Here is a 13,568-nt window from a genome sequence, read left to right on the forward strand (position 1 = left end):
TTTTTCACGAACCACTAATATTGATATACTAATTTTTGTTAAATATTGAAAGCGCTTAATTATGTTAACATAATTTTATCATTGTTCCAATATCCTCTCTCTAATCATCCCTTACATAGAAAATTTATCCTTTAATCTTCAGAAAACGGTCTTTTCGTATACTCCTTTTTTAAAAAAAACGCAACTAAAAAGAATTAAAAACAGAGGCATGACAAGGACTTTATTACAAATCGTCGTCTAAAATGTGAAATAGGATTTTTCACAAATAATTTATTTACTTAGTTAAATACGATAAACTCAGTATTTTCAACGTTTATACAGTGCTTAATTAACAAAACCTAAAAATACCAATAGCAAAATAGCTTTTTTTGTTCAAAAAATGTTCATATTCACCCCCCTTTCATTATCATATTTATAATTAATTATTTTTTTTTTTAGTGAAGCGGGCGTATAATCCTATATGCAAACAAAGACATGATGCGACCATCGACATTAAAATTTTGTCCAATTTATGGTGCATAAATCATCATGTATGTGAACGCTTGCATCAGACCAATCAATTACAAGACATTATGTTTCATATTGAACCATGCCATTGTCATTGTAAATGCAACTGTACTTGATTGGTACATCAGATAAAAGAGGTGACCTCAATACCCACTATTTATAAATGTGAATCAATACTACTACACATGAAATTTATGAATAGCCGTTTTATAGAAAGGAGTCAAACATGAATAAAAAATTAAGCTTAATGTTTTTAGCATTTGGCGCTATCGCAATCCTGTCTGGTTGTGAACCATTAACAGTTTTCAATCCAAAAGGACCGAATGCTCAAACATTATCAAACACAATTATTTTATCCATTATTACAATGGCAGTTATTTTACTAGTCGTGTATGTGCTTTTTGCGTTTATGCTAACAAAATACCGCGCATCAAAAGCATCTGCCGATTATGAGCCACCTCATGAAGAAGGTAGTCACGTACTTGAAATTACGTGGACAGTTATTCCTATTATTATCGTAGCATTCCTAGCAATTGTTACTGTTAAATCAACTAGTACGGTAGAAACAACACCAGAAGGTTATGACAATAAAGAACCACTTGTTATTTATGCAGCATCTTCAAACTGGAAATGGCATTTCAGCTATCCAGAAGAGGGTATTGAGACTGTGAACTATGTAAACATTCCAACTGATCGTCCAATTGAGTTCAAATTGTATTCATTCGGACCAATCACAAGTTTCTGGATTCCACAGTTAGCTGGTCAAAAATATGCGATGAGTGACATGTTAACAACTATTCACCTTGCAGCTGATGAGGTTGGCTCTTTCATGGGTCGTAACTCAAACTTTAACGGTCGTGGATTTGCGGAAATGGAATTCGAAGCACAATCTATGACACAAGCAGACTTCGATCAATGGGTTTCTGATGTAAAAGCGAACGAAAAACCATTAACTGAAGAGAAATTCAAAGAATTATTAGCAGCTGAACACGTAGGTCGTTCAAGCTACTCATCTACTCACTTAGATTTCAGCCCAGCACCAATGGCACATGGTGATATGGATATGGGGGGTATGGACCATAGTGACATGGATATGTCTGACGAAGACATGAATCATGAAGATATGGACCATTCAAACACTGATGCCGAATCAACACATTCACACTAATTTTCAAATTTGAAAGGAGCGCATCCTATGAGTATGGAAGAATTATTCCATCCACTGCAAGAACCGATGATTTTAGCGGCAGCTATCAGTATCGTAGTTGGTGCAGTTGTTGTCGTAGCAGGCCTTACTTATTTTAAAAAATGGGGCTACTTCTATAAAAACTGGCTATCAACAGTCGATCATAAAAAGATCGGTATTATGTATATCGCCGTAGCACTTTTAATGCTATTCCGCGGTGGTATCGACGCACTTTTAATGCGTGCACAAACAGCCGTTCCTGATAACGGACTTCTTGATGCACAACACTATAACGAGATTTTTACTACACATGGTTTAATCATGATTTTATTTATGGCGATGCCATTTGTTATCGGTTTAATGAACATTGTTATTCCATTACAAATCGGGGCACGTGACGTTGCATTCCCACGTCTTAATGCAGTCAGCTTCTGGGCATTCGCAGCAGGTTGTGGCTTGCTGAACCTATCATTCATTATTGGTGGTTCACCAGATGCAGGTTGGACAGCTTACTTCCCATTAGCAAGTACTGATTTTAGTCCAACTGTTGGGAACAACTACTATTCATTAGCACTACAATTATCTGGGATTGGTACGCTATTGACGGGTGTGAACTTTATCACAACGATCTTTAAAATGCGTGCTCCTGGTATGACATTAATGAAAATGCCAATGTTCTCTTGGTCAATTTTAATTACAAACGTTATTATCGTATTTGCGTTCCCAGTGTTAACTGTAGCACTTGCATTAATGATGTTAGACCGTCAATTCGGTACAAAATTCTTTGCAATGACAGACGGCGGTATGGATATGCTTTGGGCCAACCTATTCTGGGTTTGGGGACATCCTGAAGTTTACATCGTTATCCTACCAGCGTTCGGTATTTTCTCAGAAGTTATTGCAACTTTTGCACGTAAAAACTTATACGGTTACAAATCAATGGTAATGAGTATGGTTGTCATTTCATTACTATCATTCTTAGTATGGGCCCACCATTTCTACACAATGGGTCACGGCGTTATGGTAAACAGTGTATTCTCTATTACAACAATGGCGATTGCTGTTCCAACCGGGGTTAAAATGTTCAACTGGTTGCTCACAATGAGGCACGGTAAGATTCAATTCACTACCCCAATGCTTTATGCACTTGGCTTTATCCCAATCTTCACAATTGGTGGGGTTACAGGTGTAATGCTAGCAATGGCAAGTGCTGACTATCAATATCATAATACGATGTTCTTAGTTGCCCACTTCCACTATGTATTAATTCCAGGTACAGTATTTGGTGTACTTGCAGGTTACCATTTCTGGTGGCCAAAAATGTTCGGTTTCCGTTTAAATGAAAAATTAGGGAAAGCTGGTTTCTGGTTCATCGCTATCAGCTTCAATGTAACGTTCTTCCCTCTATTCATCTTAGGTTTAGATGGTTATGCTCGTCGTATGTACACATACTCAGCTTCAACTGGTTACGGTCCATTAAACATGCTATCGTTCGTCGGTGCACTTGGACTTGCAGTAGGCTTTGCGTTAATCTGTTATAACATTTACTACAGCTGGAAACATATGCCTCGTAACGAGAAAGCAGATGTTTGGGATGGTCGTTCATTAGAATGGGCTACTCATTCTCCAGTTCCTGAATACAACTTTGCAGTAGTACCAAATGTGTCACGTTTAGACGAATTCTGGTTCGCTAAAAAAGAAGGTCGCGATATTACTGCAGGTAAAATTGAAAAAATCCACATGCCTAACAACACAGGTACTCCTTTCTGGACAAGTGGATTCTTATTCCTAGCAGCATTCTTTGCTGTATTTAGTCTATGGATTCCTGCCATCATCAGCATGCTTGCTGTATTTGGCTTTATGGCTCATCGTTCATTTGAAAATGATCATGGTCGTTACATTTCAGTTGAAGAAATTATGGAAACTGAAAAAAGTTTGAGAGGTGATAAATAATATGAAAATCGATTCTTCACTTCCATTAGAATATAGTACAGAGGAAAACCGCTTAAAGATTTTTGGTTTCTGGATCTTCCTTGGAGCCGAAATCATGTTATTCGCTACACTCTTTGCTGTCTATTTTACGCTCCACACTCGTACAGGTAGCGGCCCAGATGGTGCTGAGATTTTCGAGTTAACACCAGTATTATTAGAAACATTTTTACTACTAGCAAGTAGTTTTACAATCGGTCTTGGCGTACATGCTATGCGTCTTGGTAATAAAAAAGCAATGATGACATTCTTCATCATTACACTTATTTTAGGTCTTGGCTTCTTAGGTATTGAGATTGATGAGTTCGTCACTTATGTTCATGAAGGTGCTACAATTACAACAAGTGCATTTTTATCTTCATTAATGACTTTACTTGGTACGCACGGTGCCCACGTAACATTTGGTTTCTTCTGGGGCGTTGCAATTTTAATCCAAGTAGCAAGACGTGGCTTAAACCCACAAACGGCTAACAAAGCGTTTATCTTCTCACTGTACTGGCACTTCCTAGACGTTGTTTGGATTTTCATCTTCAGCTTCGTCTACTTGAAAGGACTGATTAGCTGATGAAGGAACTATTCCCAAAACAACATGTGATGGGCTTCGGCTTCTCACTATTACTAACTATTATCGCTTTAGCAGTTGTGAAATTTGATATGTCTTACAATATGGCATTTGCTATCCTATTAGTGACTGCACTTGCACAAGCAACTGTTCAATTAGTATTATTCATGCACATCGGTGAATCTGAAGATAAAAAAACATTATATACAACAATTTTATATTCAGTGTTCGTAGCTGTTGTGACAATCCTTGGTACATTATTCGCAATGATCTGGGGTTACTAATAAAAAGAGCCGAGAAAATGAAATCATTTTCTCGGCCTTTTTTATTTAAATCTAGCAAAAAAGCCAACCATCGAAATCTCAAAGATTCGCTTCCTCTTGTCAAAAATTATTTCTCACTAGTTTCTAATATTATATGATTATTTTTATCTGAATTAGCGAACAATCAACACATCACATGATGCTAATCGGACGATACGCTCCGCTACTGAGCCGAGTACCATCTTTTCTAATTGATTTAACCCCGTTGCACCACATACAAGTAAGTCTACAGCCGGTAGTTGTGAAAGAATACTTTTCGGTGAACCTGTTTCCACATTAACTAAAACTTCTATAACACCTGCTGTTTGAGCTTCTTTTCTTAACTTCTCTATTTTAATAAAATTCTCTTCTTTCAATTTCTCAGCATACTTCAAGTCATATGCCGTAACAGCCCCGAACGACTTCGTGTCAATGACATTCACTAATTGTAATGTTGCCCCATACTCTATTGCCAATTTTACTGCTCGCTCATAGGCTTTCAACGACTGCTCTGAAAAATCTATTGCTACAGCGATTGTCTTATAATTCGTAGTCATCATTACCCTCCTCATCTTTTCCAACCAATTCAAAGTTTTCAAAATCATTATATCATAATGGTATTCGATATAGTTTATCGTCATTATTTAATGGATTCCCACGACCATCGGTATTATTGCTAACAAAATAAAGATATTGCTCGTCCACGAGTATATCTCGAATTCTTCCAAGCCCCGATATTATTTCCCTTTCATTGCTCGTTTCAAGATCAAATTCCAAAACAGCTGCTCCTCTTAATGTAGCTACGTACAATTTATTATCATAATAACCGATGCCAGACGGAGCCCAAGTTGTGCTACTTCCTGATGTAAATAACGGTGCTTTCATCAGTTGTCGTGTCTCATACCCTTCTATGATTGGCCAACCATAGTTTTGTCCTGCTTCGATTTTGTTTATTTCATCATTGGCGCTGTTGCCATGCTCACTTGCGAATAATGTGCCATCTAACGACCACGTCAACCCTTGTGGATTACGGTGTCCATAACTATAAACAAATGAATTTGGAAATGGATTATCAGAGGGAACAGTCCCATCTAAATGAATACGTAAAATTTTCCCTTCTAACGCAGACGGGTCTTGCGCTACAGACGATTGCAACGCATCCCCTACAGTTGCATAAAGATTGCCGTCCGGCCCAATTTTAAGCCTTCCTCCATGATGGAAGGTACCACTTACTATACGATCAAGGAGCAAATGCTCTTCATGCCAAACATCTCCCTTTTGTCGAAGTGTCACAATGCGATTAAACTGTTTATCTCCATCCACATACGTATAATAAGCATACGCAAGTTTAGAATCTACAAAATCTGGTGCAAGTACAAACCCTAGTAATCCTGCTTCAGCAGCTGTCGCTAGCTCTTTTTTTAAATTGACTCGTTGTCTCTCCACTTCTCCCTCTTTAATTTTCACAATATGCCCTGCTCTCTCTGTAACGTAAAACATATTTTTGTATTTTTCGATTGCCCATGGTATATCTAAATTATCTGCTACTATTTCTAAATTATCGCTTTGTGCTAGATTATCTGTAACATTCTCCTGCCTGTGCTTCGTAGGCTGTTGTTGTGTATTTGTGGAACACCCCGTCATCAAAATTATGATGAAAAACAAAAAGTAAATTTTTTTCTTCAATCGCTTTCCCTCTTTTCTTAAAGTTTTCTTCAACATACCAACTTCCTATGTTACTAGATAATAAAATATTTACTTTCCATATAAATATCATTAAACTATTATGTACATATTTAACTAAAAAATGATATTAAAAGGAGAGAGACATGGAGGAAGTAAAAGTCGTCTATGCTTTAATTAAAAATCTCGAGAATCAAATTCTTATGGTTCATAACCACGAAGGTCATTGGTCGCTTCCAGGTGGGAAAGTTGAGGCAGATGAAACACTATTTGAAGCGGCAATCCGTGAAGTCAAAGAAGAAACAGGCTATATTGTTGAAATAGGAAAGTTACTCGCAGTTAATGAGGCAAAATTTACTGTTAGGGATCATCATGCATTATTTTTCACTTTTGAAGCGCAAATAGTAGAAGGTGTAGAAGAAATAACATTACCTGATGAAATTTCTCACATTGAATGGGCACCTATTGATATAGCCAGCACTAGAATGCCGTATTATATAGGTGGAATTGCTAATCTCTATCAAAATCATGCTCTCTATAACTACGAAGGCACGCTATAGCAAGGATGCTTTCCTTACGCATGACTGCAGACTGCTAGCTTATTATTTAATATTGTTAAAGTTTTAAGCATAATAAAAGCCACTACTTATTAAAAGTGTGACTAACGTAATAATGTTGGTGTAATGGCTAGTGAAAATATGGAAGAACTTTATCAGCTACTACCTTTTCACCAACTTGTATCCATTTGCTTTTATCATGTATATGACCATCTTTATCAAGCGGTGTTTGGAATTGACTAGCACCCGTAGCATCAAGCAATGATCCTTCATCATAATCTAACCCAACATTTGTGACATGTTTAATAACAAAGGGGTTTTGAAAGCGGATTTGCGCATCATAAAAATCTAGTTCACCCTGTGTCACGATAAACGGTACGCGTAAATAAATTGTTTCGCCTCCATCGCTCGATAAAATCGTATCAAAGCTACCCTTGTGATACTCCCAATTGCCTCCAATTGTAAAACCATGCCTCTCGATTTGATCACGTAAATAGCCAAAGCTAATTTCTTTTCCGACAATATTAGATTCAATTTGTAACAATTGCATGCCCTCCTTTACTCTTGATTTCAGTCTATCCTAAAGTGACAAAATACAAACAACTTATACGACATGATTTGAATTACTATGTCGCTCGTTCATTTAATTCTGCACATATGATAAAACCTGTTTGAACAAAGTGCTCAAAACAGGCTCTCCTTTATAGCTCCAATATCAGGCTTTTATCATATGAATTGGTCTCCCTATTATTACTTCAGCTGCCTCCATGGTCATTTCTCCTAATGTTGGGTGAGCGTGTATCGTGCATGCAACATCTTCTGCTGTCATACCCGATTCAATTGCAAGCGTCAGTTCAGCAATCATATCAGAAGCCCCAGCACCTACGATGTGAGCACCGATTAATATGCCATCTTCTTTACGCGCGACTAGTTTCACAAAACCTTCCGTTTGATTCAGAGCAAGAGCACGACCATTAACTGCGAATGGGAATTTTGCTGCAGTATATTCAATACCTTCCGCTTTAGCTTGATCTTCGTTATAGCCCACTGTCGCCATTTCTGGATCAGTGAAGCATACAGCAGGAACAGCTAAATAATCTACGATTGATTTCTCGCCAGCGATTGCTTCAGCAGCAACTTTACCTTCATAAGAAGCTTTGTGTGCAAGCTGTGGACCCGCTACGATGTCACCAATTGCATAGATGTTTGGAATGTTTGTACGGCATTGTTTGTCAACATTAATTAGACCACGTTCGCCGAATTCAATTCCAACACCTTCAAGACCCATTTCATCTGTATTTGGACGACGACCAACTGTTACTAATACATAATCAGCTTCGACTTTTTTCTCTTCTCCGCCAACTTCATATGTTACAACTACGCCGTTTTCTGTTTCTTCAACGCCTTTTGCAGATGCGTTTACTTCAATTTCAACGCCTTTCTTTTTAAGGCCTTTTTTCACGATTTGTGTCATTTGTTTTTCGAAACCAGCTAAAATGTCTTTGCCACCTTCGATAATCGTTACTTGTGAACCTAGGTTTGCATAAGCTGAGCCAAGTTCTGTTCCGATGTAGCCTCCGCCGATCACAACTAATTTACCAGGTACTTCTTGTAAAGAAAGTGCGCCAGTAGAGTTTAGGACACGATCAGAGAATTTAAAAGTTGGAATTTCAACTGGACGAGAACCTGTTGCGATAATCACATTGTTAAATGTGTAAGTTTCTGTACTATCCCCCTCGATGACACGGACAGTATGTTTATCTAAAAAGTATGCCTGCCCCTTCACTATGTCGATTTTGTTGCCTTTTAGCAGAATTTCAACGCCGCCTACTAATTTAGAAACGATTCCCTTTTTGAACTGTTGTACTTTTGTCCAGTCTAGTTTTACTTCTTGGACAACTACCCCCATATCCTCTGAATGCTTTGCTTGCTCAAAACGATGACCTACAGAAATCAATACTTTGGATGGAATACAACCGACATTCGAGCATACTCCTCCTAAAAATTCTCTCTCTATAATGGTTACATTTTGCCCCATTTGAGTAGCACGAATAGCCGCTACATACCCTCCAGGACCTGCACCTATCACGAGTGTATCAATATTCTTCATTTACTATATCCCCCTTATTACTCTCTATAAATTGAAAAACGTAATTCCAAAAAAACGGATCTTTCACACAATTATGGTGACCCTTAGTTTCCACTTTAATTATTTGTTTAAAGTTGCTAGCATTTTTTAATACTTCCGCATTTGAAACAGGCACTTTTTTATCTTGCATTGAGTGGATAGCAAGAGACGGTGACTGTTGGTTTTTTAATATTTTTTCAAGACGCCATTCTTTTCTAGCTTTTATAAAAACACCTCCTCTTAATAAAAACCAACTGACAAATAGCCAACCAATTGGCATATAAGGTAGTGTTATTTTTTCCGCCATTGAATTGCTAATACTTTTTAGTGATGTAGGCATTGAATCCGTGATAAGAGCTTGTATTCTTGCATCTTGTGCATTTACAATACTTGCTGCTATTCCTCCCATTGAATGCCCTAAAACATAAATAGACTTACTGTTGATATCTGGCCTTTCTGTCACATAATCAATCGTGGATGTTATCGTTTGGACAAACGATTCAATACTTACTTGTTTTTGCACGGAGTCACTTTGCCCGTGACCAAGTACATCTACCATTACAATGTCATAGCCGCTAGCTACTATTGGATCTACATATCGCAACATATCAGACTTATTAGAGCCCCACCCGTGAATTAGTAGAAAACATCCCTTCCCCATGTCGCTTCTTATAAGCCAACCTCTGACAGCTCCTATTTCCATCCTAAATTCGATATTTTCAAAAGTTGATTGTGGATATTTTTTATCCTTTTTTCGTTTTGGTGTAAAAATATGCAAAATGATATAGCTTCTCAAAAATAAAATAAGAACGAAGAAAGCAAAGAATAATAAATAGCTCATTCTAATCCCTCCAAAAAGATACCAAACAGTCTCTTTTTAATTATAAAAAAGACGGCTTTATTGCCGCTCTGTAGCTATCATTGAAATATATTGCCTTAAATGATTTATTAAGACCTCCGTTAAATGCTCATCCTTTTTTAATCTATCTAAAACGAGTCCACCTTCAAGTGTCGACACAATAAATATTGCTGTTTCATATGGTTGGATCGTTTGCTTCAACTGCTGATGTCTCATACCATCCTTTATTATTTTTACCAACCACATGACCATCATATCCATTGCTTCTGTAATCGATGGAAGCAACGCACTTCCTTCTAGATCATCCATTTCGGTTGCTGCGTTAAAAATAGGGCACCCTCCTACGATTGGTTCTCCTTCACTTAATTGTAAAAAGCCCTCCACAAATGCAAGTAATTTGTCCGTTGCATGGTCGTGTTGAGCAACACTTGACATTAGATGGTTTTTCATTGTTTCGGTTGAGAACTGAAAAGATTCGAGCATCAGTTGTTCTTTATCTTTAAAGTGTCGATATATCCCCCCTTTTTGAATATTTGTTTCTTGAATAATGTCGCTCATCGTCGTTGTCATATAACCCTTTTTGTTAAAAATTGTAGCAGATTTTCGAATAATATTAAGCCTTGTTATTTCACCTTTTTTCATGTGCACCTCCAAAAAAGATACCCTTTAGTCTCATTTAATATAACGGAAATCCAATACAAACTCAAGTACTTTTTAACAGCAATGAAATACAAAGTTAGATTTACAAATCGTTCATAAGCTTCTTAGCAAGCTTTTAAGGCGCTTTATCTCCATAATAGAAGTGTGTTTCCACGTATAAGGCTTTGTTACTTTACACGTATTCTAGACGCTTTTAAGGACAGTCAAGTATAATTTATAGTGACGTAATCAAAGGCTACTACATAAATTTCATTCAAAAAAAAATAGGCAAACTCAAATTTCTTTGAGTTTGCCTATTGTGTGTATCGTTAGCTTAATAAAAAATTAAAGTTTTACGATGTTTGTAGCTTGAGGTCCGCGTTGGCCATCTTCTACTGAGAATTCAACTTTTTGACCTTCGTCAAGTGATTTGAAACCATCACCTTGGATAGCTGAGAAGTGAGCGAATACGTCGTTTCCGCCTTCTACTTCGATGAAACCAAAACCTTTTTCTGCGTTAAACCATTTTACTGTACCTTGTTGTGTCATTTAAATGACCTCCATTAATTTGTATTTAATAATATCCGATTTCCTCAAAAGAAAAAAATTCACATATTACAAAAAGTACCGAATAAACCACGATTACTCTTTGTAACATGTGAATTCATTGTTCTTCGCAAACGATGTTATTACATTTATTATATAATACAAAATCTCATTTGTCTACCACTAATATAAAATGTTTTTATTTTTCTTTATTATTATGTTTTCTTTACTCCGTATGGCATCAAAAAATGCCCCATACAAGTTACTTGTACGGGGCTGTCTAGCTTTTAATTCTTTTTTATTCCTCGTTAAACCATAGTTGATCTTGATTATCGACATCGCCATTATAATTGATTAATATTTCTTCCCCCGCTTTGATATCTTTGTAAGCAAAGAAATCGAATGTCTGGTTTCTAAAATTAATCTCATATGTTGCATTCGGTTCATAAGAATGATTAAACAACATGCCGTAGCCAAGAAGAATAGCGGATCGACCTATTCCATATTCAAAAGCATAATCCGCAAGCAATGTTTGCTCAATGTATTGATGCTCTTCATTTGGATACGAAATAACAGGTGCTTCGTGTAAAAGCGCTCCTTTTTGGATATCACATGTAGCAAATACCCCTCTATTGAATTCTCCATCGCTTAATGGAGATGTTTTAATTTCAATCATGTTTTGTCTCCTACTCACTATTAAAATATACTTACTAACTGTACCATTAATTTGGTCAATGAGTGCATTTTTTTAATTTTTTTGTTCATTTTTTTAAAATAAATACATTTACTGTCTTTAAAAAGTGAAATAATAGGTAATCTAATGCATCTAGATTCCATGTAATAACGTTATTTTCATAAAAAAATCGTGCAGCACATGTTCCTTCAAATGCGCTGCACGAAGTAATATTTTGAGTAAATCAATTTTTAATATTGTTTTTTAATAGATGATTGATAATAACCATGATTATCATTAAACCGATAAAAGTACCCGTATCATCTGATTCAATATCAAAAAATGTTGGAAGGACAAATAAATTAAATATAAAGATTAATGTAGCTAGTATCAATAAAAATCGATATATCATTTTATTATCTTCACTCCTCTTCCACTTCGTACTTAAGATTGCACCCAATAATCGTAACGTCCCTTGACTAATCCTTTAGCAATTATATAATCGCCAGCTATTACTACATTTTTAAATGACTCATAACTACCTCTTATATTTAATGCCAGTTGCTCATAAATTTTTGTAACCTTTTGCGGTTGTCCATTTACATAAATTGAATCATTCACTTTTAGCGGGAACTGAATCATAATTCTTTGGTCATGGAGTTCGCTTTCTAGATGATAAGTTAGCTTCTTATTAACGAGTGTGTAGCTAAGTGAACCTTCTATTTGTTTGCCCCCGTTAATTTCGTCGTCATTTACAAGTTGCATATGTCCTTGCCAACGATTACTAGAAGTCGGTGAAAACTCGGCTAAATAGTAATAGGGTGCTGTTTCTGATAAGGAAATTTTTTTAGTTGCATCAAATAATAAACTCGACGGTTCCGCTAATGTTTGCAGTTCCTTGTCAATAATTGGAGTCTTTGATAAAGCACTATCAGGGAGGTATCCATATACTTTATTTGAAGACACATATGCGCGCCCATCTGCAGTTGTGAAATAGACTGTAACAGATGTGCCAGTCTTTAATGACTGACTTTGCCATCCAGGGCGAACGGATAGATCAACAATTTGTTTCACATATTGAATTGTTCCTTCAGGTAAGTTCGACACATAGTCTTGAGGTACATATCCCCATACATAATCGATTGTCGTATCAGTTCTTGGATTGTATTCTACTTTCACATAATCACCGCTTATCTCGACCACTTTAAAAACAGCCCCATAAGGTGTATGCAAAATAGTTTTAGCTGTACTATTCGGGGCTTCTTTAATGGACACGCCTTTTGCAGAATTAGCAAAAACAGGCGTACCTACAGTAAACTTCACACCTGATACTTGTTGTTGGATAGCTAACGGCACTTCCTTATAAATAACTAAATCCGTTGCTTGTACACGATAGCCGCCACTCATTTTATAAACTTTGCCAACAGTCGAATACTCATGGCCATATACGCGATAAAACTCCCCTTTTTTCACAACGAGCGAAATAAACGTACCGTCGGCATTTTTTTTATATATTTTCACGTCTTTAGAAAATGTTAATTTACCCGTTTGTCCTTTTGTAATCTCCGCTCCATCCCATATAACTTTTGCTTCAGTATTTGATTGGAAGCTTACACACAAGATGAAAGTAAATAATACAATCCACTTTTTCATATCTACTACCACTCCTTCTAATCTATTTTAATAACATTGTAACGTAGCATTTTACTCCATTCCCTGAAAAGAGGTAGACAACGTCCATTGTACGAAGTAAGACCCGTATGGAACTTCTATAAGAAAGCAAAACGATACATTAATAAAAAGGCTCAGGCTCATGCCTATCGATGATACCCATTGCCCGCCAACAACAGCACAGTTGTTGGCGTTACTAAATCAAATAGTTGCCCACAAGCAAAGGCTTCCTCATGAAGAGAAAGCCTCGCTACCAATTTTTTCTT

The 13,568-nt window shown here is 36.6% G+C and carries 15 protein-coding genes; 5 read left to right on the top strand and 10 right to left on the bottom strand.

Features of this window, described 5'->3' with window-relative positions; all coding sequences use genetic code 11:
* The first annotated feature begins 733 nt into the window (after nt 1–733).
* Genes qoxA through qoxD form a run of 4 tightly spaced genes read left to right on the top strand, consistent with a single transcriptional unit; the run spans nt 734 to nt 4,528 of the window.
* Nucleotides 734–1,675 carry a cytochrome aa3 quinol oxidase subunit II gene (gene qoxA, locus ACIP9C_RS06305; RefSeq protein ID WP_401009300.1) on the top strand — a complete coding sequence of 314 codons (942 nt, stop codon included), beginning with the start codon at nt 734–736 and terminating at the stop codon, nt 1,673–1,675.
* A 27-nt stretch (nt 1,676–1,702) separates the two neighbouring features.
* Nucleotides 1,703–3,646: a cytochrome aa3 quinol oxidase subunit I gene (gene qoxB, locus ACIP9C_RS06310; protein WP_401009301.1), complete on the top strand. Its 1,944-nt coding sequence runs from the start codon at nt 1,703–1,705 to the stop codon at nt 3,644–3,646.
* A gap of 1 nt (nt 3,647) precedes the next feature.
* A complete protein-coding gene (qoxC, locus tag ACIP9C_RS06315; RefSeq protein WP_401009302.1) occupies nt 3,648–4,247 on the top strand; it encodes a cytochrome aa3 quinol oxidase subunit III in 600 nt (199 codons plus the stop codon).
* Nucleotides 4,247–4,528, top strand: coding sequence for a cytochrome aa3 quinol oxidase subunit IV (gene qoxD, locus ACIP9C_RS06320; RefSeq protein ID WP_069508640.1), 282 nt, complete (start codon nt 4,247–4,249; stop codon nt 4,526–4,528). Before qoxC ends, qoxD begins: the two co-directional genes overlap by 1 nt.
* Before the next feature lie 152 nt (nt 4,529–4,680).
* Here qoxD and ACIP9C_RS06325 read toward each other — a convergent pair whose 3' ends face one another.
* Together ACIP9C_RS06325 and ACIP9C_RS06330 are read right to left on the bottom strand one after the other, a co-directional pair.
* Nucleotides 4,681–5,103, bottom strand: a complete 423-nt coding sequence (locus tag ACIP9C_RS06325) for a universal stress protein (RefSeq protein ID WP_401009303.1) — start codon at nt 5,101–5,103, stop codon at nt 4,681–4,683.
* 52 nt (nt 5,104–5,155) lie between these two features.
* A complete protein-coding gene (locus ACIP9C_RS06330; protein ID WP_401009305.1) occupies nt 5,156–6,232 on the bottom strand; it encodes a PQQ-dependent sugar dehydrogenase in 1,077 nt (358 codons plus the stop codon).
* A 143-nt stretch (nt 6,233–6,375) separates the two neighbouring features.
* On the opposite strand from ACIP9C_RS06330, the gene ACIP9C_RS06335 reads away from it, so the two are divergent.
* Nucleotides 6,376–6,789 (top strand): NUDIX hydrolase, encoded by a 414-nt coding sequence (locus ACIP9C_RS06335; protein WP_401009306.1) that lies wholly within the window; start codon nt 6,376–6,378, stop codon nt 6,787–6,789.
* A 127-nt stretch (nt 6,790–6,916) separates the two neighbouring features.
* On the opposite strand, the gene ACIP9C_RS06340 is transcribed toward ACIP9C_RS06335, so the two are convergent.
* The 8 genes from ACIP9C_RS06340 to ACIP9C_RS06375 form a co-directional block, all read right to left on the bottom strand.
* Nucleotides 6,917–7,330 (bottom strand): YugN family protein, encoded by a 414-nt coding sequence (locus ACIP9C_RS06340; protein ID WP_340823280.1) that lies wholly within the window; start codon nt 7,328–7,330, stop codon nt 6,917–6,919.
* A gap of 171 nt (nt 7,331–7,501) precedes the next feature.
* A complete protein-coding gene (lpdA, locus tag ACIP9C_RS06345) occupies nt 7,502–8,896 on the bottom strand; it encodes a dihydrolipoyl dehydrogenase (protein WP_401009307.1) in 1,395 nt (464 codons plus the stop codon).
* On the bottom strand, nt 8,883–9,755 hold the full coding sequence (locus ACIP9C_RS06350; RefSeq protein WP_401009308.1) for an alpha/beta hydrolase: 873 nt from the start codon (nt 9,753–9,755) through the stop codon (nt 8,883–8,885). Before ACIP9C_RS06350 ends, lpdA begins: the two co-directional genes overlap by 14 nt.
* A 57-nt stretch (nt 9,756–9,812) precedes the next feature.
* Nucleotides 9,813–10,415 carry a TetR/AcrR family transcriptional regulator gene (locus tag ACIP9C_RS06355; RefSeq protein WP_401009309.1) on the bottom strand — a complete coding sequence of 201 codons (603 nt, stop codon included), beginning with the start codon at nt 10,413–10,415 and terminating at the stop codon, nt 9,813–9,815.
* Nucleotides 10,416–10,757: 342 nt separating this feature from the next.
* Nucleotides 10,758–10,961: a cold-shock protein gene (locus ACIP9C_RS06360; RefSeq protein WP_053582012.1), complete on the bottom strand. Its 204-nt coding sequence runs from the start codon at nt 10,959–10,961 to the stop codon at nt 10,758–10,760.
* Between the two features lie 295 nt (nt 10,962–11,256).
* The gene (locus tag ACIP9C_RS06365) at nt 11,257–11,634 is read right to left on the bottom strand and encodes an SET domain-containing protein (protein ID WP_401009310.1); all 378 of its coding nucleotides are present in this window, start codon (nt 11,632–11,634) and stop codon (nt 11,257–11,259) included.
* Nucleotides 11,635–11,875: 241 nt separating this feature from the next.
* Entirely contained in the window at nt 11,876–12,043 is a 168-nt protein-coding gene (locus tag ACIP9C_RS06370) for a hypothetical protein (RefSeq protein ID WP_401009311.1), read from the bottom strand.
* A gap of 32 nt (nt 12,044–12,075) precedes the next feature.
* On the bottom strand, nt 12,076–13,284 hold the full coding sequence (locus ACIP9C_RS06375) for an SH3 domain-containing protein (protein WP_401009312.1): 1,209 nt from the start codon (nt 13,282–13,284) through the stop codon (nt 12,076–12,078).
* Between the last annotated feature and the right edge of the window lie 284 nt (nt 13,285–13,568).

Source organism: Lysinibacillus sp. NPDC093210 (assembly GCF_044753985.1).
Lineage (GTDB): Bacteria > Bacillota > Bacilli > Bacillales_A > Planococcaceae > Lysinibacillus.

Bases quoted from the DNA above. Each gene is read 5' to 3' on its own strand.
- ACIP9C_RS06370 (WP_401009311.1), bottom strand. From the start codon at position 12,043: ATGATATATCGATTTTTATTGATACTAGCTACATTAATCTTTATATTT.
- ACIP9C_RS06365 (WP_401009310.1), bottom strand. From the start codon at position 11,634: ATGATTGAAATTAAAACATCTCCATTAAGCGATGGAGAATTCAATAGA.
- ACIP9C_RS06325 (WP_401009303.1), bottom strand. From the start codon at position 5,103: ATGACTACGAATTATAAGACAATCGCTGTAGCAATAGATTTTTCAGAG.
- ACIP9C_RS06360 (WP_053582012.1), bottom strand. From the start codon at position 10,961: ATGACACAACAAGGTACAGTAAAATGGTTTAACGCAGAAAAAGGTTTT.
- qoxC (WP_401009302.1), top strand. From the start codon at position 3,648: ATGAAAATCGATTCTTCACTTCCATTAGAATATAGTACAGAGGAAAAC.
- ACIP9C_RS06350 (WP_401009308.1), bottom strand. From the start codon at position 9,755: ATGAGCTATTTATTATTCTTTGCTTTCTTCGTTCTTATTTTATTTTTG.
- ACIP9C_RS06355 (WP_401009309.1), bottom strand. From the start codon at position 10,415: ATGAAAAAAGGTGAAATAACAAGGCTTAATATTATTCGAAAATCTGCT.
- ACIP9C_RS06335 (WP_401009306.1), top strand. From the start codon at position 6,376: ATGGAGGAAGTAAAAGTCGTCTATGCTTTAATTAAAAATCTCGAGAAT.
- qoxB (WP_401009301.1), top strand. From the start codon at position 1,703: ATGAGTATGGAAGAATTATTCCATCCACTGCAAGAACCGATGATTTTA.
- qoxD (WP_069508640.1), top strand. From the start codon at position 4,247: ATGAAGGAACTATTCCCAAAACAACATGTGATGGGCTTCGGCTTCTCA.
- ACIP9C_RS06375 (WP_401009312.1), bottom strand. From the start codon at position 13,284: ATGAAAAAGTGGATTGTATTATTTACTTTCATCTTGTGTGTAAGCTTC.
- lpdA (WP_401009307.1), bottom strand. From the start codon at position 8,896: ATGAAGAATATTGATACACTCGTGATAGGTGCAGGTCCTGGAGGGTAT.
- qoxA (WP_401009300.1), top strand. From the start codon at position 734: ATGAATAAAAAATTAAGCTTAATGTTTTTAGCATTTGGCGCTATCGCA.